The organism is Conexibacter sp. W3-3-2, from assembly GCF_009707605.1.
Lineage (GTDB): Bacteria > Actinomycetota > Thermoleophilia > Solirubrobacterales > Solirubrobacteraceae > Paraconexibacter > Paraconexibacter algicola.
The window spans coordinates 40016-59918 of sequence record NZ_WLYW01000003.1; the positions used below are offsets into that span (position 1 = coordinate 40016).

Annotated in this window: 19 protein-coding genes and 1 pseudogene; 12 read left to right on the forward strand and 8 right to left on the reverse strand. The window is 71.8% G+C overall.

Annotated elements, in window-relative coordinates:
- Positions 1 to 424 precede the first annotated feature (424 nt).
- From GKE82_RS24980 to GKE82_RS25030, 11 genes are all read left to right on the forward strand, one after another.
- Positions 425 to 628, forward strand: a complete 204-nt coding sequence (locus GKE82_RS24980; protein ID WP_154735633.1) for a hypothetical protein — start codon at positions 425 to 427, stop codon at positions 626 to 628.
- Positions 628 to 1449 (forward strand): conjugal transfer protein, encoded by an 822-nt coding sequence (locus tag GKE82_RS24985; protein WP_230317256.1) that lies wholly within the window; start codon positions 628 to 630, stop codon positions 1447 to 1449. The genes GKE82_RS24980 and GKE82_RS24985 overlap by 1 nt, the downstream gene beginning before the upstream one ends.
- 26 nt (positions 1450 to 1475) lie before the next feature.
- Positions 1476 to 1934: a hypothetical protein gene (locus tag GKE82_RS24990; RefSeq protein WP_154735635.1), complete on the forward strand. Its 459-nt coding sequence runs from the start codon at positions 1476 to 1478 to the stop codon at positions 1932 to 1934.
- Positions 1935 to 1961: 27 nt separating this feature from the next.
- Positions 1962 to 2519, forward strand: a complete 558-nt coding sequence (locus GKE82_RS24995) for a hypothetical protein (RefSeq protein ID WP_154735636.1) — start codon at positions 1962 to 1964, stop codon at positions 2517 to 2519.
- A gap of 47 nt (positions 2520 to 2566) precedes the next feature.
- On the forward strand, positions 2567 to 4981 hold the full coding sequence (locus tag GKE82_RS25000) for an ATP-binding protein (RefSeq protein ID WP_154735637.1): 2415 nt from the start codon (positions 2567 to 2569) through the stop codon (positions 4979 to 4981).
- 266 nt (positions 4982 to 5247) lie between these two features.
- Positions 5248 to 5904 carry a hypothetical protein gene (locus GKE82_RS25005; protein WP_154735638.1) on the forward strand — a complete coding sequence of 219 codons (657 nt, stop codon included), beginning with the start codon at positions 5248 to 5250 and terminating at the stop codon, positions 5902 to 5904.
- An 89-nt stretch (positions 5905 to 5993) separates the two neighbouring features.
- Positions 5994 to 7319, forward strand: coding sequence for an IS256 family transposase (locus GKE82_RS25010; protein WP_196189050.1), 1326 nt, complete (start codon positions 5994 to 5996; stop codon positions 7317 to 7319).
- A gap of 61 nt (positions 7320 to 7380) precedes the next feature.
- Complete coding sequence (locus tag GKE82_RS25015; RefSeq protein ID WP_154735639.1) at positions 7381 to 9060, forward strand: hypothetical protein; 1680 nt, start codon at positions 7381 to 7383, stop codon at positions 9058 to 9060.
- A gap of 14 nt (positions 9061 to 9074) precedes the next feature.
- Positions 9075 to 10199 carry a CHAP domain-containing protein gene (locus GKE82_RS27495; RefSeq protein WP_196189459.1) on the forward strand — a complete coding sequence of 375 codons (1125 nt, stop codon included), beginning with the start codon at positions 9075 to 9077 and terminating at the stop codon, positions 10197 to 10199.
- Positions 10200 to 10273: 74 nt separating this feature from the next.
- On the forward strand, positions 10274 to 10600 hold the full coding sequence (locus tag GKE82_RS25025) for a hypothetical protein (protein WP_154735640.1): 327 nt from the start codon (positions 10274 to 10276) through the stop codon (positions 10598 to 10600).
- A 14-nt stretch (positions 10601 to 10614) separates the two neighbouring features.
- A complete protein-coding gene (locus GKE82_RS25030) occupies positions 10615 to 12339 on the forward strand; it encodes a type IV secretory system conjugative DNA transfer family protein (protein ID WP_230317257.1) in 1725 nt (574 codons plus the stop codon).
- Positions 12340 to 12741: 402 nt separating this feature from the next.
- On the opposite strand, the gene GKE82_RS30260 is transcribed toward GKE82_RS25030, so the two are convergent.
- From GKE82_RS30260 to GKE82_RS25060, 7 genes and pseudogenes are all read right to left on the reverse strand, one after another.
- Positions 12742 to 12873, reverse strand: coding sequence for a hypothetical protein (locus tag GKE82_RS30260; protein WP_255451166.1), 132 nt, complete (start codon positions 12871 to 12873; stop codon positions 12742 to 12744).
- Between the two features lie 142 nt (positions 12874 to 13015).
- Positions 13016 to 14341 (reverse strand): IS256 family transposase, encoded by a 1326-nt coding sequence (locus tag GKE82_RS25035; protein ID WP_154732000.1) that lies wholly within the window; start codon positions 14339 to 14341, stop codon positions 13016 to 13018.
- Positions 14342 to 14434: 93 nt separating this feature from the next.
- Positions 14435 to 14734 carry a sigma factor gene (locus tag GKE82_RS25040; RefSeq protein WP_154735642.1) on the reverse strand — a complete coding sequence of 100 codons (300 nt, stop codon included), beginning with the start codon at positions 14732 to 14734 and terminating at the stop codon, positions 14435 to 14437.
- 919 nt (positions 14735 to 15653) lie between these two features.
- Positions 15654 to 16352: a hypothetical protein gene (locus tag GKE82_RS25045; protein WP_154735643.1), complete on the reverse strand. Its 699-nt coding sequence runs from the start codon at positions 16350 to 16352 to the stop codon at positions 15654 to 15656.
- A gap of 12 nt (positions 16353 to 16364) precedes the next feature.
- Positions 16365 to 16967 (reverse strand): ImmA/IrrE family metallo-endopeptidase, encoded by a 603-nt coding sequence (locus tag GKE82_RS29435; RefSeq protein ID WP_309233839.1) that lies wholly within the window; start codon positions 16965 to 16967, stop codon positions 16365 to 16367.
- Positions 16968 to 17260: 293 nt separating this feature from the next.
- A pseudogene (locus tag GKE82_RS31780) lies at positions 17261 to 17434 on the reverse strand (helix-turn-helix domain-containing protein); the annotation flags it as partial.
- Entirely contained in the window at positions 17431 to 17826 is a 396-nt protein-coding gene (locus GKE82_RS25060) for a hypothetical protein (RefSeq protein ID WP_154735646.1), read from the reverse strand. The gene GKE82_RS25060 and the pseudogene GKE82_RS31780, both read right to left, overlap by 4 nt.
- Positions 17827 to 18510: 684 nt before the next feature.
- On the opposite strand from GKE82_RS25060, the gene GKE82_RS25065 reads away from it, so the two are divergent.
- Positions 18511 to 19164 carry a helix-turn-helix domain-containing protein gene (locus GKE82_RS25065; protein ID WP_196189461.1) on the forward strand — a complete coding sequence of 218 codons (654 nt, stop codon included), beginning with the start codon at positions 18511 to 18513 and terminating at the stop codon, positions 19162 to 19164.
- Positions 19165 to 19630: 466 nt separating this feature from the next.
- Here GKE82_RS25065 and GKE82_RS25070 read toward each other — a convergent pair whose 3' ends face one another.
- On the reverse strand, positions 19631 to 19795 hold the full coding sequence (locus tag GKE82_RS25070; RefSeq protein WP_154735648.1) for a hypothetical protein: 165 nt from the start codon (positions 19793 to 19795) through the stop codon (positions 19631 to 19633).
- Between the last annotated feature and the right edge of the window lie 108 nt (positions 19796 to 19903).

Below are 19903 nucleotides of genomic sequence, written 5' to 3' on the forward strand. Positions count from 1 at the left end.
CCGTCCGGCGCCCGGCCGATCAAGCGGAATCGGCCAAAAGGCCGAGAGGACGGTCGGCAGCGGCAGCGGCCGCGGCGGTGGCGCTGCTTGGACTTGTCGGGGTGGCCGGCGCGGTCGTCCTGGCAGCGGGCTCTGGAGGCGGAGAGCGGGTGGTGGCGGGGTCGGCCCCTGTGCCGGTGGAGCGGGTTGTCACGCGGACGATCACCGTTCGAGCGCCTGCGCTGCGACGTCCCGCTGCTCCGACTGCTGTCCGTCGTCCCGCGGAGCGTCGGCGCACGGCTCGCGTGCGACCCGTCACGCCGGTCGCGTCATCGCCGTCGCGGTCTGCGGTGCGTGGGCCGGTGACGGCGGCGGCGCCGCCACGCGTCTACCGGGCGCCGGCCGGGTCGGCGTCGGCGGATGCCGCGTTTGGGGTGCGCGTCCCATGAGCGCGCAGCGCCTGGAGGATGCGAAGGCGCAGTTCCGCTCGCGGGCCGCGGCGCCGCGCCCGGCGCTGCCTCGTCCGGCGATCCGGGTGGAGCGTCCGCGGCCGCCGTTCCCACTTCGGCGGGCGTGCGAGCTGACGGCGTTCGTGGCGATCGCCGCGCTGGTGGTGTTGCGGGTGTCCGGGCTGGTGGCGGCGGGGTGATGCGCCGTCGTGTGTCGGTGCGGTGGCTGCGGTGGCGCGAGGCGTACAACCGCTGGTTGCTGAGCGCGGTCCTGGTGCTGCTCGGGGGCGTGGGGGTGTGGCGGGCGGTCGACCCGCCCCGGACGGTCGTTGTTGAGCGGCCGGTCGGTCGCACGGCCGACCCGGTGGCTGCGGCGTTGGCGGAGCGGTTTGCGGTCGCGTTTCTCGCGTATGACGCGGCGTCGCCGGAAGGCCGGGAGGACCGGCTTCGCGCGATCGCAGGTGACGGGCCGGTTGGGGCTGCTGCGTTGTCGATCCCGTCGGACGGGCGCCGCCGGGTGCTGTCGTCTCGGGTGGCGCAGGACCTGGACGTCCCGTCGGGGCGGCGGTTCGTGATCGAAGCGGACACCGATGTGGATGGGTCGATGTTCTTGGCGGTCACGGTTCGTCGCGGCCCGCGGGGCCCTGAGGTCGTGGGGTATCCGGCGTTGGTCGGTGCGCCGTTGTCCGGGGGCGCGGTCGATGTCGCTGGTGAGGGGGCGGAGGTGCCGGAGGACGTCCGTGCGGTGGTGGAGCGGGCGCTGGGGAACTTTCTGGCGGGCGACGGGGCGAACTTGCGCGCGGATCTTGCGCCGAGCGCCACGGTCAGCTTGCCGACGGTCGCGTTGCGGCTGGACCGGGTCCTTGAGGCGCGGTGGAGCGAGCGTGGTCGATCGGTGCGGGCGACGGTGCTCGTGGCGGATCGGCACGGGGCGTCGTTGACGCTCGGTTACGAGCTCGGGGTGGAGCAGCGTGGTCGCTGGTTCGTCTCGGGCGTTCACAACAACCCCGCGGCCGGATGAGCCGGCGCGGAGAGGAGGTCGGTTGGATGTTCGGTTCGGTGACGGGCGGCGAGGTCGTGCGGTGGGTGGCGATGCTCGTGGCGGTGGTGCTGGCGGTCTCGGCGGTGGCGCCGGTGGGCGCCTCGGCGCAGGGGACTGATGGGTCGGTGGTGTCGGGGTCGGGGTTCAAGGCGGGGTCCTCGCCGTCGCGGCCGTCGGCGGAGTCGGGGTCGGCGGGGTTCGGGGACATCGCCAAGAACACGAGCGGCACGGTGAAGACGGTGGCGTCGGTGCTGGCGGGGATCGCGCTGATCGTGGCGATCGGTGTGGCGTGGGCGCAGACGTCGGTGAAGACGCTGGGGTTCGCGGTGTTGATGGCGATCCTCGCGTCGATGGCGATCAGCGGGAAGCTGTGGACCGCGGCGGAGGACACCGGCAAGGACCTCGGCGGCACGACTGGGTCGGTTGTGACCGCACCTCCGGCGGTGGTGGGGAGGGGGGCGTAGGTGTCGGCCGGCGGGGGCCGGGTGGGCGTGCAGGTCGTCAACTTCGATCGGCTGTGGGGCGCGGATCCGCGCTGGTATCGGCTGGGCGACGACGTGTCGCTGGGCCGTCGCGGCGTGTCGCAGGCGATGGTGCTGTACGTGCTCGCCGGGCTCGCGTCGGCCTGGCTCGGCCGTGTGCTGCCGCCGGTGAGCTGGCTGGCCGGCGGGGTGTCGTGGTGGGTTTGGATGCCCGCGATCGTCGGGCTGGCGGCCGCGGGCGCGGCGGTGAAGCCCAACGGGCTGCGGATGCACGAGTTCCTCCCGATCGTGCTCGAGGCGCTCGCCGCGCCGCGCCATTGGTTGGGCTGGGAGCCCTGCGGCCCCTTGGAGGGCTCCTGGTCGCCGCGCCCGTTGCCGTTGCTTGGTGACGGTAGCCCGGGCGGTGAGGCGATCCGCTACCGCGGTCCCGGCCGTCTGCGGATCGTGGGGGCCGTCGAACGGACTGGGGAAGAGCTGGTCGTCCGCCCTGCGGTTGGCCGGGTTGGGTCGGTGGAGGTCGGGGTGGGGGAGCGGCTGGTGGTTCGGGTCGTGCGGGGCGGGGTGTGATGCAGCCGCTGACGTGGGTGTCGGGGAACGTGGTGTACGCGCGGGGGATGGATGACCCGTGGGCGGTGTTCCGGCTGCCGGGGCGCAACTATGCGTTGCGGACGCTGACGGACCGGCTCGACCTGGTCGAGCAGGTGGCGTCGTTGGTCCGCGAGGTCGAGGCGGACGTCCAGGTGTTGCGCGTGGCGCGCTGGTGGGACGCCGAGGCGTATGCCTCGGCCGACGAGGCGACCGAGACCGGGCTAGGGGATGAGGCGCTCGGTCGGGTGCGAGCCGCGTATCGCGCGGAGCAGGCGGCGGAGCTTGATGGGGCGTTCGCGCCTGCGGAGGCGTTCGTGGCGGTCGCGCTGACCCCGGCCCGCCGGGCGCGTGGCGAGGTCGCGGCGGAGCTCTTGGAGGACCCGCGCTCGGGCCTTGACCGGTGGCGTTCGCGGCTGTCGCGGCTGTCGTTGGGATCGGCGCGCGACCTCGACGAGGTCGAGCGCGATCACGAGCTGGCTGAGGACATGTTCGACCGGGTCGCCGGGGCGGTGCGCGGTGCGCGGCCGGCGACGCTTGCGGAGGTTGAGTGGCTGGTGCGTCGCGCCTCGACTCGGGGGTTGGGGGAGCCGGTCGTCGACGGGCTGCATCACCCGCGGGCAGTGCTGGCCCGGCGGGGCGGCCGGGCGCGGCTGGAGCCGTGCTCGGCGGATCTGCTGGCGTGGGCGGGGCACGTCACCCATCACCGCGACGGGGTGCTGGTCGCGGGGGAGCTGGGGGAGAGCTGGCAGACGACGTTGGTCGCGGAGTCGCTGCCGGTCGATGACGTCGCCCCGTCGGTGGCGCTTGAGGTGATGTGGCGGCCGGGGGACCGGCTGCCGTTCGCGGTCGACGTCACGTTGTCGACGCGGTACGTGTCCCCGGCCCGCGCGCAGCAGCAGGTCCGCGCCGAGATGGCCAAAGCGGACGAGGCGGCTGATGAGGAGCACCTTGCCGCGCGCGGCGTGTCGGATGTGACGCATGACCGCACGCAGGTCGCCCGCGACGCGGAGTCCTATCTGGCGACCGGTGAGCCGCTGTTTGCCGGGGTGCTGCAGGTCACGGTCGCCGCAGGGTCGCGGGAGGAGTTGCGCCGTCGGGTCCGCGACGCGAAGGCGGCGTGGGCCGCGCACGGGGTGCGGTTGCGGGTGCCGGTCGGCCAGCAGCTGCACGGCTGGTTCGGGGCGTTGCCGGGGCAGCGGCCGTGGGTGCGCGGCTTCACGCGGCGGATGAGCGCCGAGCAGATCGGCGCGTTCGCTCCGACCGCGACACGCCGTCTGGGGGGCCGGTCGGGGTGGGTGTGGGGCCGCACGATGTCGGCGGCGCCGGCGGTGGTGCGGTGGAGCCCGCAGGACGGCTCGCGGCTGGACAAGGCGGCCGGGGTGCTGATGGTCGGTGACTCCGGGGCGGGCAAGACGACCGCGGGGGCGAAGCTTGCGATGGAGAGCGCGCTGGACGAGGCGATCGTCTTTGACTCGACCGGCAAGCACGACGACCACCACTGGCAGTCCGATCCCGCGTTCGCCGACCGGATGGACCTCGTCACGCTGCGCGCCAGCGACGGTCTGCGTGGCTTGCTGGATCCGTGGCGCAACGCGCCGCCGGAGCTGCGCAGCGACGCCGCCACGGACTTCCTCACGTCGCTGATGCCCCGGGTGGTGCCGGTGGGGTGGGAGACCGAGCTGCAGCAGGCGGTCAGCGCGGTCCGAGACCACGAGGACCGCCCGACCAACTCCCACGTCCTGGCCGCTCTGCGCGCGCGTGGCGGGAAGGCGGCCGTCGCGTTGGCCGAGCACCTGGAGACCCACGCGACCAACGGCTTGGCGCAGTTGGGGTTCGCGCCGTTTGACGGGTCGGTCCGCGCCCTGGGGGACCGGCAGATCACCTGCGTGGTCACGGAGCATCTTCCGGTGCCGGCGCGTGGGGTGGCGCGGTCGGAGTACGAGCCGTTGGAGCGGCAGGGCGCGGCGCTGACGAAGCTGATCGCGCTGCTGGGGATGGGCGTCATGAGCCGGTTCCCGGACCGCCCGAAGCTGATGTGCTTCGACGAGGCCCGGCTGCTGCTGGACGACCCGGCGGGACGGCGGATGATTGACAGCGCCCAGCGTCTGGGGCGCAGCAAGCTCGTCGTCCCGGTGGTCGCGACCCAGTACGCCGCCGACGTCGGCCTTGAGCGGGAATCCGTGGGCGGACTGTTCGGGTCGGTCTGGGCGTTTCGCGCGGTCGACGAGACGGACGCGCGCGGCCAGTGCGCGCTGCTGGGCATCGAGCCGGACCCGCAGACGCTGCGGCTGCAGACCAGCCTGCAGCGGGGGCAGGCCACGGTGCGCGACCACCGCGGGCAGGTCGAGACGATCCAGGTCGAGCTCCCCGGAAGCCTGCGCCGGCGCGTGGAGACCAACCCGTTTCGCCGCGCGCGCCCGGAGCCCACGCATGCTGCGTAGCGGCCTCGCCGTGCTCGTCCTCGTGGCGCTGCTCGTCTGGGGGGTCGCGCCGGCGTTCGGGCAGGGGCCGGGCAGTGGTCCGACGGTGGGCTTGCCCGCGGAGCGTCCGGCGCCGGTGGAGCGGCGGCCGGCGGATCCACAGCCTGAGCCTGCGCCGACGCCGTCGATCAGTGTGCCGTCGCCCGGGCCAGCGGGCGACGGCGCAGCGGGGTCGACGGGGGTGGTACGCGGCGCGCGGGGGGGATGACCTGCTGGCCTCAAACGGGTTGCAGTCGCCGTGGTGCGTGCGGCCGTGGTCGGCGCAGGCCCGGGTGAACTGCGAGCTCAGCGGCCAGGCCTCGACGGGCGCGGTGGGGAACCGGTGGTCGTGGGACATCCACGTCGACACGCAGTCGTGGACCGGGGCGCCGCGGCCGGGGGACACGTTCATCGCGATGCTCTTGGAGCTGATGCGGTTCTTCTGGGGGCTGCTGGTCGCGGTCACCCGCGGCTGTTTTTGGCTGGTGGAGTTCGCGCTGGGCTACCAGCCGCTGGACGCCTCCGGGGAGGCCGGGCTCGCCCGGCGGCTGGACTCCGCGGCGGACACGATCACGCGACCGTTGGCGTTGCTGCTTGCGCCGGTGGGGGCGGTGTGGCTTGCGTGGACCGGGGTGCAGCGCCGCCGGCAGGGGGAGGCGCTGCAGCAGCTGGCGTTGATGGCGGTCCTGGGCGCGTTGTGCGTGGTGGTGCTGCACAACCCGGTGAGCACGATCAACACGCTGGCGACCTCCGGGCAGCAGCTCGGGCTCGCGGTCATCGGTGCGGCGTCGGGGGAGCCCAGCGGGGGCGAGCGCGCGGCGCAGAGCGGCCTGGGGGCGATGGGCAAGAGCGTCATCGACCAGCCCCTGGCGTTGCTGCAGTTGAGGTTGTCCCGTAGCTCGTAGAACTTTGTAGGCGGCGGTTCTCCCGCCTCGTCCGCTCCCGTTGGGAGCGTGACGGGTGCTTGAAGTCCATCCGAGACAGGAGAACCGCCGTGAGGAACGTAGAGCAGGACCCCGACGGCCGCGAGCTCGCGCTGCCGCCCGCTGTGCAGGAGGCGCTCGGAGAGCTCGTCAATGCCGCCAAGGACGGGCTGCTGGCGTTGAGCGTCGGCGTCGGGCTCGGCGTGCTGGACACGCTGATGGAAGAAGAGGTCACCGAGGTCGTCGGCCCGAAAGGCCGACGCGACCCGGACCGCGTCGCGGTGCGCCACGGCCACGAACCGGGCGAGGTCACCTTGGGCGGCCGGCGTGTCGGCGTGCAACGCCCGCGGGTGCGGGCCGCTGACGGCAGCGGCGAGATCCGCCTTCAGACCTACGCGCACTTCGCCGACCGTGACCCACTCACCCGGGTCGTGCTCGAGCAGATGCTCGCCGGCGTCTCCACGCGACGGTTCGCGCGCACCCGGGAGCCGGTCGGCGAGCACGTGACCGCGGCCGAGCGGTCGACCTCCAAGAGCGCGGTCAGCCGCGAGTTCGTCGGGCGCACGACCGAGCACCTGCGCGCGCTCATGTCGCGCGACCTGGGCGACGTGCGGTTGGCGGCGCTGATGCTCGACGGGATCGAGCTCAAAGGCCGCTGCTGCGTCGTCGCCCTCGGGGTCACGACCGATGGGGTGAAGGTCCCGCTCGGCCTCTGGGACGGCAGCACCGAGAACCAGACGGTCGCCCGGCACCTCCTCGCCGACCTCGTCGACCGTGGCCTGGACCTCGACCAGGGCGTCCTGGTCGTCCTGGACGGCGGAAAGGCGCTGCGCGCGGCGGTCGACCAGGTCCTCGGCCCGGTCCCCGTCCAGCGATGCATCCGCCACAAGGAGAGGAACGTCCTGGACCACCTCCCCGAGGCCGATCGCGACCTCGTCAAGCGCAGGTTGCGCACCGCCTGGAAGCAGTCCAACTACGAGCTCGCGCTCGACGGCCTCAACCGGCTCGCCGACGAACTCGCCCACTCCCATCCCGGAGCCGCGGCGTCGCTGCGCGAAGGCCTCCCCGAGACGCTCACACTGCAGCGCCTCGGCTGCCCCGAGCAACTCCGCCGCACCCTCGCCTCGACGAACCCGATCGAGTCGATGATCGAGTTCGTCCGCCGCACCTCCAGGAACGTGAAGCGCTGGCAGTCCGGCGACATGTGCCTCAGATGGACCGCCGCCGGCATGCTCGAAGCCGAACAGCAGTTCCGGAAAATCATCGGCGTCGACCACCTCGCCACACTCACGATCGCCGTCGAGCGCGACCTCGCCGCCCGACGCTCCGCAACCGCCTCGCCGACCATGTCCACCACGACCCCCGAGCCGGCCGCTACGCTCGCACCCGCTCACTGATCACCGAACCGCCGCCGAGAAGTTCCACGGCGACCGGGACATCCTCCTGCAGTTCGGCGACGTGGCGTTCGGCACCGATCCCGACCGGCTCTCCCCTGAGCTGAAGAAGGCGGCATCGACGCGCGCGTTGAAGGAGCGGAGTCCGAAGCGGATCGAGGCGGTCCGGGCTGCGCGCACGAACCTGGAGCTGTTCACGGCCTGGCCGGTCGGTGCCGGGGCGCGGAACTCGATCAACGACGAGGACAGCCTGCTGCGGGTGATGTGCGGCGCCGACGACACGGAGAAGTGCGAGGGCCCGATGGCCCGGTTTGCCGAGTTCCGCACGGAGTCCGGGACCTGGGATCGGATGGTCGGCCTGATCGTCGTCCTGGTGCCGATGGTTCCGTTGTGGGTGATCCTCGCGGTCACCGCGGTGCTGATGATGGCCGCCCAGGTGATGGTCGTCATCCGCACCGTGCAGTTGCTCTTTGTTGCGGCGCTGAGCACGGCCGGGAAGGCCGGGACCGAGCGCGTGGTCTCCTACGCCGGCGAGCTCCTGGGCGATCTGCTTGCGGCGTTCAAGCACGCCGCGTTCCTGGCGCTGGTGCTGGTGGTCTGGCGGCTGTTCTCCGCCGAGGTCGGGACCGGGGCGATTGGGCAGTGGATGGTCCTGGCCGTCGCGCTGGTCGTGCTGTTGATCAAGCGCGAGGCGCTGTGGGGGTTCGCGCGCAACCGCCCGCAGCAGAACGCCGGCGCCGCACTTGCCACCCGCATGGCCGCGGCCTGGGCCGTTCGCTCCGCGGCGCGATCGGCGACCGGCGGGGCCAGCGCGGTTCCGGGGGTCGCGATGAAGGCGCTCGGCCGCGGCGGCACAGGTCGCCGGAGCGGCAGCGGCGGCGGCCGTGCGGGCCGGTTGCTGCGCGCGGCCACCGCGGGCCCGATGGCACCCCACCTCGCAGCCACCGCCGGCAACCGTCACGCCGCGCCCGCGACGCCCGTGGCCTCGAGCGAGGTCGCGGCGACGGCGGTGCCGGCGGCGTCTGGTCGCGCTCCCGACCGGGCGGGGGCCGGGGTGGTTCCGATGGCTCGTCGGGCGGAGGTTCCGGCGTCGGCGGACCGGCTGGGGCAGGCCCGCGCTGATCGGGCGCGGCGGGTTCGGGCGGTCATGGACGAGCGCGACGCCCTGATCGCGCAGCGTCGCCTGACCCCGGACGGGCAGGCGGCCGAGCGCACGCGCCTGGCTCGCCAGCGTGGTGACCTGGCGCGCACGGCGGAGCTGCGCGCGGTCGAGCGCGACCCGCGAAAGCGGCACGCGATGCGCAAGCGCGAGGTCAGCCTGCAGCGGCGCATCGACGCGTCGCAGCGACGTCTGGAGCAGTCCGACGCCGCCGCCCGACGGGCCGGCGAGCCGGCGGCGGCCCGGCGCAGGCAGGCCAACCAGTGGCTGCGCGAGCAGGCCACTCTGCCGTCCGGTCAGCAGCCCGCAACTGCGGGGGCGGGGGGTCGCAACTATCCGGTGCTCGCCGCGGTGGCGGGCTCGAGCGTCGCGGAGTACCGGGGTGCGACGTCGTTGCAGCAGGCGGCGATCCGCGCGAAGGTCGACCGCGAGCTGACCCGCCACCGCCAGGACGGCCGCGTCATCGCCAAGGACCTCGCCCGCAACCAGCGCGACCGCGGCGCACCGCCGACCGCGGCGAGTCGGCAGGGGTATCGCAAGGACGCCGGGCGTCAGACGGACCGGCGTCCCGGGCGCGCGTCGTGAAGCTGGTCGCGGGCATGGCGGCCGCACTGTGCGTGGTGGCCATGGCCTTCCTGTCGCTGTTCGGGGCGGCGCTGCCCGCTGCTGTCGCCTGCAGCCCCATGGCGCAGCCGACCGGCTTGATCCAGGGCGGCGCGATCGCCGAGACGCGGGCGTTTCGGACGTTGAGCTCGGGCGGCGCGGTCGGGGATATCCCGCCTGCGTACGCCGTGCTCTACCAGCGCGCGGCAGCCCAGTTCGGGCTCGGGGAGTGGGCGACCCTTGCCGCGGTCGGCTCGATCGAGACTGACCACGGACGCAGCCCGCTTCCGGGCGTGCACTCAGGGACCAACAGCGCGGGGGCGGCGGGGCCGATGCAGTTCATCCGCTCGACCTGGGCCGCCTACGGCGTTGACGGCAACGGCGATGGCCTCCGGGACATCTACGACCCGCAGGACGCGATTCCCGGGGCCGCAAGGTACTTGCGCGCCTCGGGGGCGCCCGGGAGCTGGCAGCGCGCGCTGTTCGCCTACAACCACGCCCAGTGGTACGTCGACGACGTGCTGGCCCGGGCGCGCGAGTACCGCGCCCTTGGGGCTGGCGCCGTCGCCGGCCAGGACGCCCAGACGGTGCTTGCGAGCTGCACGGCCTTCACGGATGTGGCGGGCGGTTCGGAGCTTGGCGGGCGAATCGTCGCGGTTGCGCGCGGCGAGCTCGGCGAACGGGAGCGGCCGCTGGGGTCGAACTGCACGAAGTACAACGCGCCGGGGTGTTACGCGTGGTGCTCGGCGTTCACGACCTGGGTCTGGCAGAAGGCCGGCGTCCGGGTCCCGATCATCCCGTGCTCCGGCAACGTCCTCGCGTGGGCCGCCGCGAACGGCGGCAAGCGGCTCGGACCCGACGCGACGCCCAGCCCGGGGGACGCGATCGTCTACGGGACCGGCCCGACCTGCCCAGCCAGCGTTCATATCGGCCTCGTCGAGCAGGTCCTCCCGGACGGTCGCATCACCACCATCGAGGGCAACGGCAGCGACAGCGCCGTCTCCCGCAAAGCCCCCTTCCTGCCCGCCCGCGCACAGTCCTCCGGACGTCCCGGACCCGTCTTCGGCTACGCCCGCCCACCCGGCGGCACACCCAGCGACAACCAGGAGGCGAGCACATGAGACGTCGCGGACTACTCGCCGCTTCGGCCCTTGTCCTTGTCGGCTGCGGATCCGAGCCCGCGGACCGGCAGCCGGTGGTGATCGCAGCACCGCAGGTCCGGGCGCCGGCGAACCCTGCGGGCCAGGATCGCTACGCGCCCGCGCAGGCCCGCAAGGAGCGCACGGACCTCGAGCAGATGCCGGGCCTGCAGACGCTGCCGTACAGCGGGCGCGGGGTCCGCATCGAGCTGGTGGACGTTGCGCGGGACGAGCGACTCGTCCTCCGCGTCGTCGGCACGGGTGAGAGGCAGGCCCGGCGCGGCTACCGTCGATGGCTTCGTCGCTTCGGCGACTCCGGGCGCCGGTACCTGCCGCTGTTCCGCTGGACGGCGGGGCAGCGCAGCTCGGGGGCGCGCGGGTGAGGCGGGACGACGAGATGGCGCTCGCGGCCGGCGTCACGGCGGTCGTGGGGGCGCTCGTGACCGTCGCAGCTGCGATCTACGCGCTCTGTGCCGCACCGGCGTGGGTCGCAAGCGGCGAGCTCCCCCGAGTGTTGGCGGTCCTCGAGGGCGCCGCTCGGCTGCCGGGAACGCTGAACGACCCGGCGGCGGCGTTCGATCCGGAGGTCGCCCGCCTCATGCCGAGTGCTGCGGCCTGGTGGCTCGTCGTCGCGTTGGTTTGGGTGGCGGGCGTTGCGCTCGGGTTGCGTGTCTGGGTGGGCGTGGACGGGCTGCGGGCGCGGCGTCGGATCGGGCTGCGTTCGTACGACCCGCGCCGCTGGGTGCGGCCGCGCTCGTGGGCGCGGCCGCGGGATCTCGCTCACCTGCGGACGGGGGTGGGGGACTCCTGGACGATGCTGCGCTTGGATCGGCGACTGATCGGGACTGAGCCGCAGACGCACGTCTTGATGGTGGCCCCTACCGGGGCGGGGAAGACGACGGGCCCGGTGACCACGTGGCTGCTTGAGCACGACGGGCCGGCGCTTGTCACGAGCAGCAAGACCGACGTGCTCGCGCTCACGCTCGGCGCCCGTCTGGCTCGCGGGCCGGTCTGGGTCTACGCCCCGCTCGTGCCTGCGGACTCGCTGCCGGTCCGTGCGGCGGGCTGGACGCCGCTGGCGGGTTGCGGGGACTGGGAGTACGCGAAGCTGATGGGCCGGTGGCTCGCTGCTGCGGAGAGCGGCGGTGACGGCCAGTCCGACGGTGCGCGGTTCTACCGGCACGCGGCCGCGCAGCTGATCGGCCCGCTGCTGCATGCCGCGGCGCTCGGCGACCGGCGGATGGGGGAGGTGCTGCAGTGGGTGGAGGGCCGGTCGCTCGAACCGATCGACATCCTCCGTGCCCAGAACGCGGACGCGGCGGCTCGTGCGGTGCAGGAGACCTGGAACCTCGACGACCGCGCGAGGTCGCTCACGACGTTGACTGCGCGGCAGCTCCTGGACGCGTTTTCGTATCCCAGCGTCCAGCGCGTCGAGCGCCCGGACATCGACCCCGCGCGCCTGCTCGAGGGCTGCGGGACGCTGTACATGATCGCCCCGGAGTCGCTGCAGGAGATCACGCGCCCGCTGTTCGCCGGCCTGCTCTCGGCGGTCTTCCGCGAATGCGAACTCCGCGCCAACCGCCAAGGCCCCCTGGACCCGACGCTGCGAGTCGTGCTGGACGAGACGCGGCGCCTTGCGGCAGTCGACGACCTTCCTGGGCTGCTGTCCGTCTGTCGGTCGTGGGGGGTTCGGGTCGCGACGGTCTGGCAGGGCCTCGGGCAGATCGAGCAGCGCTACGGCCAGGCCTCCGACGAGGTCCTCGGCAACTCGCTCGCCAAGCTCCTCCTCGGCCCGCTGCAGGACGAGGAAACCCGTCGCTACTTCGTCGAGCTCCTGGATGAGGAACGCCACGTCGAGACCAGCTACGACGTCGCCGGTCCCCTCGGTCGCACCGCGCGTCAGCAGCACGACCGCGAACGCGACAAGGCCTCCGCACAGACCCTCCAGCAGCTGGGCCGCGGCGAAGGCGTTTACCTTCACGGCCGCGACCTGCCCGCAAAGGGCCGCGTCCAGCCCTACTGGGAGCGCAGCGACCTGAAAGAAGCGATCGCGGTCGGCGACGCGTACCTCGCAGGACGCCGCGAGCGCGCGAACGGGCTCCCGGTCGCTCGATCAGACTGAGCAGTCCTGGCGCATTCCCGGGGGGGGTGAGGACGTGCTGGCTCCTGCCTAATAGCGGCATGAGCGCGATCATTAGCTGGCGGGGCCGCGTCCGAGCCATCGTCGTCGGGGAAACCGTCAAGGTCAGCGACGACCTCGCACTGAAGCCCGACGACGATCCAGAAGTCGTGTGGATTGCAGCGCTCGCGGACCAGGCGCTCGACTGGCCGCAGGGCGTGACGTGGGATCTGGAGATCGCCGCAAGAGCAGCGCGTGCGCGCGTGCTTGACGCACAGCTGTTCGCGGCGGCATTGCGATGGTGCCGGGATTCTCGGCACCTCGCCTGCTTGTGCGGAGTGCCCGTCGACGTCGTCGAGGCCCGACGGCGAGACCGCGACGTCCGCGATCTCGCGGGACTCGCTATCAGCGGTTCCGGCGGGCGGCTCGGCCGCGGGCGCGTCCCTCGTCGACGAGGCGCCGCACGGTGCGCTTGGACTGGCCGGTGATCCGTTCGATGTCGGCGGGCTCGTAGCCCTCGCCGAGCAGCCGCAGCACCTCGAGCTGCCGGTCGCTGACAGCGGACTCGATCTCCTCGAGGGCCTCGCGCGCGAGCGCGTGCTGCTCAGGGCTAGGGGAGCGGTCCGCGAGCTGGAGGATGTCCCGTTCGCCGTGGAACTTCTCGGTGGCGGTCCGGTGATCAGTGAGCGTGTGCGAGCGTAGCGGCCGGCTCGGGGGTCGTGGTGGACGGGGTCGGTGGCGTGGCTGTCGCGCGGCGTTCGGCGAGGTCTCGTTCGACGGCGAGGGTGAGGTTGGCGAGGTGGTCGACGCCGATGATCTTGCGGAACTGCTGCTCGGCTTCGAGCATGCCGGCGGCGGTCCATCTGAGGCACATGTCGCCCGACTGCCAGCGCTTCACGTTCCTCGAGGTGCGCCGGACGAACTCGATCATCGACTCGATCGGGTTCGTGCTGGCGAGCGTGCGGCGCAGCTGTTCGTGGCAGCCGAGCCGCTGCAGGGTCAGCGTCTCCGGGAGGCCCTCCCGCAGCGACGTGGCCGCCCCGGGATGCGACCGCGTGAGCTCGTCGGCGAGCCGGTTGAGGCCGTCGAGCGCGAGCTCGTAGTTCGACTGCTTCCAAGCGGTGCGCAACCTGCGCTTGACGAGGTCGCGATCCTGCTCGGGGAGGTGGTCCAGGACGTTTCTCTCCTTGTGACGGATGCACCGCTGCACCGGGACCGGGCCGAGGACCTGGTCGACCGCCGATCGGAGCGCCTTGCCGCCGTCGAGGACGACGAGGACGCCCTGGTCGAGATCGAGGCCGCGGTCGACCAAGTCGGCGAGCAGATGGCGGGCGACCGTGGCGTTCTCCGTAGAGCCGTCCCAGAGGCCGAGCGGGACCTTCACCCCGTCGGTCGTGACGCCCAGCGCGACGACGCAACAGCGCCCTTTCAGCTCGATCCCGTCGAGCATCAGCGCCGCCAGCCGGACATCGCCGAGGTCGCGGCTCATGAGGGCGCGCAGGTGCTCGGTCGTGCGGCCGACGAACTCGCGGCTGACCGCGCTCTTGGAGGTCGACCGCTCGGCCGCGGTCACGTGCTCGCCGACCGGCTCGCGGGTCCTGGCGAACCGCCGGGTCGAGACGCCGGCGAGCATCTGCTCGAGCACGACCCGGGTGAGCGGGTCGCGGTCGGCGAAGTGCGCATAGGTCTGAAGACGGATCTCGCCGCTGCCGTCGGCGGCCCGCACCCTCGGGCGTTGCACGCCGACGCGCCGGCCGCCGAGCGTGACCTCGCCCGCTTCATGGCCGTGACGAACCGCGACACGGTCCGGGTCACGTCGGCCCTTCGGTCCGACGACCTCGGTGACCTCCTCTTCCATCAGTGTGTCCAGCACGCCGAGCCCGACCCCGACCGACAGGGCCAGCAGCCCGTCCTTCGCAGCGTTCACGAGCTCGCCGAGCGCTTCCTGCACAGCCGGGGGCAGCGCAAGTTCGCGGTCGTCGCGGCCCTGCTCTACGTTCCTCATGGCGGTTCTTCCTTCCTCGTCGTGGATGACTTCGCACTCGCCACGCTCCCAACGGAAGCGGACGAGGCGGGAAGGACCGCCACCTACAAAGTTCTACGAGCTACGGGACAACCTCGCGAGCTGCATAGGGAGAAGGCAGAGCCGAGGGTCGGTATGGCGGCGGTGGAGCTCAAGCGCGCGGCGTCGGGCGGTGATGTAGATCCAGCCGCCGAGGCGTTGGTGGTCGGTGAGGTCCACGTTTTCGAGTTCGTAGGCTCGGTGCCACGCGAAGGCTAGTCCGTCCTCGACGAGGTGGGCGTCGATGTTGAGTTTGCGCTCGAGCAGACGATGCAAGTCGTCGGCGAGGGCCCGGTAGGCGGCAGTGAGCTGCGCGTCGCGCGTCGCCAGAGGCATCTGGTTCTCCGTTCTCCCGCTCGCTGGCGGGTGGTCGTTGACCAGGCGGAAGAAGCCGGGACGGCGTCGAACGCACGCGCCCAGTCGCGAGGACTGGGCGCGGCGGATTGGCGTCTTGCCGGCAAAGTCCGAGCGCAGGCGATGTCCACCTGCTGCGACCGGGAGCCGTCAGAGTCGGCGCGCCGTCGACGGCGCTGCCTCGGGGCAGAGTCTGCGCGCTACGAGACGCATCCACTCGAAGCCCGGCTGTTCCCGCACATACCGAAGCCCAGTTTCGGGCGCCTGCCCACAGCGACCTATCAGGCACGAAGGCTGGCGTTCGAGCATTGCCATGCGACCTACGCCGACACCCGACGGGACTTCGAAACGCAGCTCTCTCGCTCCGCGTCGATGACCGGCAGATCCGAGCCGGCGCGGTCCGGTCGAGCGAGATCAAGGACGGCTCGATGCGCTTGCGCGACTTGAGCCTTGACGCGCGAGGTCAACAAGAAGAGCTGGTGATCAAGGGCAACGGCGGGCCCGTCGCCAACGAGTCGCCGCTCGTCGAGGTGGGATCTACGACGAAGATTTCGGTAGACACCGCTCGAGCGCGAGCGGAAGAGGCCAGCGCACGCGGCGGGTGTACACCGTGTGCAGCGGCCCCATGGGTGAGCAGACGTGGCGCCTGGAGCGTCGCACGAGGCGGACGCTGCCAGGCCTGGGATCGGTTGGCGGACGACCGCGTGCGTCGCCTCGGCGTCCGCAGGACACGTTTGGCACCGCCGCAGCCGATGCGGACCGCTTGTCGAGATGTGGGCGGCCAGCGCGTCGCTCGCGGAGATCGGCGAGACGCTCGACCTCACATCCGCGGCCGTCAGCATGCGGGTCACCAGGCTCCGGCGGCAGGGCTACGACCTGCCTCGGCGGCGGTGAGATGGGTTCAGTCCAGGCGCGTGCCGACGTAGGCGATCGCGGCCGCCTCGAAGGCGGCTCGGCTTTCTCCGAAGCTCTTGGCGGCATCGCGGATGCGGTCGCGGACCTTCTTCATTTCCTCGGCGCCCTGAGGGGATCCCGCTTCGTCGCCGAACACGAGTCCCAACGCACGGTTCACCTCCAAGAGAGCTTCGTCAGCGCGGATAAAGGCAGCCGCAACCGCGTGGTCCCGGCCGAGGCGTACAGCCAGACGTGCTGCGACCGAGTCGAGAGTCGTGCCGGCGTCCGTGACTGCTTCCCCAGCCTCTGGGGCTGTGGTGTGGAGCTTTGTCCCGAAGCTCGTCAGGGCGGCCTGCGCGTTCATGAGCGCGTAGAACGCGATGTGGAGGCTGACGGCGGCCTCGTCGAGCAGCGCCCGAATGTCTGCTACGTCGGTCAGCGCACGATCGTGAGCGAGCTGCCGCTCCTGCTTGGCGGCATCGGCCGCGAGGGCTTCCCGCTGTCGTCGCTCTGTCCCAACCCAGGTCATCGCTGCGACGATGATCGCGGCGAGAAACGCTAGGGCTGCGGCGACCGCGTCGAACGCGATCGCTGCGACGCCGGCGACGACCACGGCGCCAGCGGTAGCAGCCATCGGTCCAAGATCTCCGTGTGCGCTCGCCTCGCCCACGTCAGGGTCCGGCGAGCGATTCGTGACGTCGAGCACGGGGCGCTCCGGTTAGACGGCGCGGAGCCGGCGGGTCTGCCGGATGGGGAAGAGGGACGGCATGAGGTCCTGTAGGCGTGCCAGCGGCAGCCCGGTCATCTCAGCTATCGCCGCGTCGTCGTGCCCGTGCTCCTCGCGGTGCAGAGCGAGCAGCGACGCAAGGACACCAGGAGGTTCGGGGTGAACGTCGACGAGCGCCGCTTTCGCAAGTCCGCGGGCGTTGAGCATGCGCCAGACGCCGGCGTGCTCGGCTGCGGACAGCGAGCCGACCTGCTTGGCGCGCATGACGAGCGCCTGGACGCTCACCTGCCACTGGGTCGCGACGCGGGTCAGATTCGCAAGGTTCGGGGTCACGCGGTTGAGTTGACGCTTGATCTCGTCCGCGGGCATGAGGAACGCGCTGGCGAAGTGGTGGGCTTCAGTTTCGGCATCGACGACGACCGGATCTGCGATGCGTTCCCAGTGCAGCACGGCGTGGCCGAGTTCGTGTGCCAGGGAGAAGCGCAGTCGTGCGGGATCCGTGGCTTGCGTGTTGGCCCAGAACCAGCGCTGTTGGCCGCGGATTCGCGAGTAGGCGGCGATGATGTCGGTCGAGCCGAACTTGACCGGGGCCACGACGCCGCCGGCGGCCTCGATGAGTTCGCCGATAGGGGGAGCGGTCCGGAACCGACACCCCATGCGCGGCGCAGCAGGGTTGCGGCGGTCTCCGGGCTCTGGGCGATGAGCTCGTCGGGGTCGGCGAAGGCGAGCGGGGGTTCGTCGAGGTCGACCGTGTCGAGGAGGTCCTCGAGCGCGAATCGAGCGATCTCGAGTCGCGCGTTGACGGTCTTACTCACTGTGCGGCGTTCGCGCTTCTGCGAGCGGTGCACGGGCTGTCCGACGCGCTTCTCGCTGGTGAGGAGCGCGACAGGTAGTTCGGCCGCGGCGGCGAGCCGCTCGATCTGCTCGGGCGTGGGGTCGCGGATGCCCTTCTCCCACCGAGAGATCTCGGCCTGGGCGAATCCGCCGCGCACGGCGAACTCGGTCTGGGTGAGGCCCAGCGCCTCTCTACTGGTGCGGAGGAGCAGCGGGTTGAGGCTCACGACGTCTCTCGGCGCTCGCCGGTCTCCTGGCGCTCGGTACGGCTACGGACGCCTCGCCGGGCGGTGGTACGGATCGCCTCGACGGGCGCGGCGGTCGCGAGCGCGACGACGTCGATCCACCACAGGACGACGCCGCGCTCGAGCGCGACGAGCCGAGGGGAGCCGGTGGCCCAGGTGAGCAGGACGAGCGACGTGCGGTTCTCGGCGGGGGAACGCGGAAGCAGCTCGGTCTGGCGCTGCTCAGCGCGAACGTCGTCGATGTCGGACTTGAGCTGCAGCCTGAAGCTGCCTTCGGGCGTGGGGATCGTCCAGATGCGACTGAGCGGGTGCGCGGTGAGGTCTGGGGTGCCGATCGTGTCGACGTGCGGGGAGGCGTCAGTTGCGAAGCGCACCCACTCCGCGGTGCCGTCCTGGCTGGGCGCGAGACGCGGGTCAAGGGTGGCGGACGTCGGCAGTGAAGCGATCGCCTTCCGATGAGCGACAGCGTTCTCGTGTGCATGCGACAGGGCTGCCGCGATGGGCTGGATGCTGTCGGCAACGGCTTCTCGACTGACCATGCCGAGAATATACCAGCAGAAAATACCGCCCCGCGGTTCGGGGCCGAACCTCGTCCTCAGCGGCGACTCGGGCGTATAACGCCAAGATCCGTGCCATGGGGCCCTCCTAGAGATTCAAGAGCGCGCGCAACTCCGGGACGTCCAGGCCTGCGGCGCGCATGTGCGCTCCGCTCGTCGCCGGGGAGGGCGGCGAGGATGGTCTGTAGCTGCATCGTCTCCCACGCTACGGGTGCGGGACGACGTCACCAGCGACTCGTCACCCGTGCGGCGAGCGTGTGGAGTCCACCGTCGACTTCTAGGCGCGAACGACTGCGCGATGACACCACGGTTCCCGGCCGGCGCCTCTGGCGCGTTGAGGTTTGCCGGTTGAAAGTGTTTTCGCCGGGGTGCACGTAGTGCACCCCGACCATGTCTCTTTGAATCGGTCTTGGCGGGCAGGCGGACGGCGTGTACTCATGGGGTGTGGCCTCAGCCCGACCACCCATGAGCCCTTCCCCGTCGGAGGTCCTCTCTCGGCGAGTGGATCGCTGGATCGAGGAGAACTTCGGCGACCCCAGCATCACTGCGGCGATCGCGGCCGAACAACTCGGCGTGCATGAGCGGACCTTGAGGCGGGCGCTCGAGGGCGAGGGGTGGCGGCGGCGCCTGAGCGGTGTGCGGATGCGGGAGGCGCGCCGGATGCTGGAGGAGCAGCCGTCGGTGAAGGTGGCGGTGGTCGCTCGTGCGTGTGGCTTCGACTCGCCGACCTCGTTCGCCGCTGCGTTCAAGCGCACGTACCGGACCACGCCGGCGGGCTGGCGCTTGGGCCATGGCGGTCGACGTCGTGCGGGTGGCGCGACCGGAGCGGCCCGTCAGTCCGCTGCACGAGCCCGCGCAGCGCGAGACGGTGAGCCTCCGCCGTCCATGTCCGTGGCGGATGGGCAGAGCACCGCGGTGGCCTTGGACGAACTCGAGTGGCGGGACGCGGAGCGGCGGGCGCGCTACCGCCGAGCCCCGTTCGATGAGGAGCCGCCACCGACGACGCTCAGCGAGCTCGCGGCGTTGATCTCGCAGGAGCTCGACGGTCCCCGCGGCTACCGGAGGCTCGGCCGTCGCCGCCCACTGCGCGAGCGCTCCGCCGAAGCCGACGTCCCCGCCGAGCAGTCTCCCGGGCAGCGTTTCGAGGTCTTCTAACCCCTTCTCTGCGACTACTAATAGGCGGCGGTACGAGTCCTTTCGTGCGCGCGCCTACGGTGGGTCGTGCCGGATACCGAAGGATGCAGCGGAGTGCCCGAACCGGCCCTTACAAAGACCGGAGTTCGCCGACGTAATAGACGAGATCACAGCTTTGTCGGAAGTGGCACGACGGCGGATACAGTGATCCTAGGACCCCGAACCGATGGAGAACGAAACGAAGAACCCCAACAAGCAAGCGGCCCCCCGAGCGCCAACTCGGGAGGCCGGAAATCACGACCTCGAGGAGGTACGCGACTGATGACTCCGTCCAGCGTAGCGCTTCTGGGGCTGCTGGTGGGAATCGCGAGTCTCGCAGCGACCACCTTCGGACTGGGCCTGGCCCTCGGCCTGGCCCTCGCCGCCTAAGCCGCGAGCTACAACGGGCCGGCGCTCACGAGCGCCGGCCCGACATACGATTCGGTTGCTAGCCCCAGTAGACCCAGGAGTCGAAGTAGCTGGGGCTGGCGTTGCCGTGGTTGTGGATCGACGCGAATCCGCTCGGATACGGGCCGTACCAGTTGATGTAGACCGAGCATCCCGGCGAGTTGCAGTAGGCATCCGCGGAGATCCGGGCGTTCGAGGAGTTCACGACGTACACGCCGGAGTACGCCGTGCCCGTGGAGTACCCGTCGAGGCGGCCGATGTTGCCACGGTAGGTCCCGTCGCGGCGGTTGTTCCCGGCGTAGATCGGGCCGAC

Coding starts and splice junctions, on each gene's coding strand:
- GKE82_RS25030 (WP_230317257.1), top strand. CDS start 10,615: ATGGCGCTCGCGGCCGGCGTCACGGCGGTCGTGGGGGCGCTCGTGACC.
- GKE82_RS24990 (WP_154735635.1), top strand. CDS start 1,476: ATGTTCGGTTCGGTGACGGGCGGCGAGGTCGTGCGGTGGGTGGCGATG.
- GKE82_RS27495 (WP_196189459.1), top strand. CDS start 9,075: ATGGCGGCCGCACTGTGCGTGGTGGCCATGGCCTTCCTGTCGCTGTTC.
- GKE82_RS24980 (WP_154735633.1), top strand. CDS start 425: ATGAGCGCGCAGCGCCTGGAGGATGCGAAGGCGCAGTTCCGCTCGCGG.
- GKE82_RS24985 (WP_230317256.1), top strand. CDS start 628: ATGCGCCGTCGTGTGTCGGTGCGGTGGCTGCGGTGGCGCGAGGCGTAC.
- GKE82_RS25040 (WP_154735642.1), bottom strand. CDS start 14,734: ATGCCTCTGGCGACGCGCGACGCGCAGCTCACTGCCGCCTACCGGGCC.
- GKE82_RS25035 (WP_154732000.1), bottom strand. CDS start 14,341: ATGAGGAACGTAGAGCAGGGCCGCGACGACCGCGAACTTGCGCTGCCC.
- GKE82_RS25000 (WP_154735637.1), top strand. CDS start 2,567: ATGGATGACCCGTGGGCGGTGTTCCGGCTGCCGGGGCGCAACTATGCG.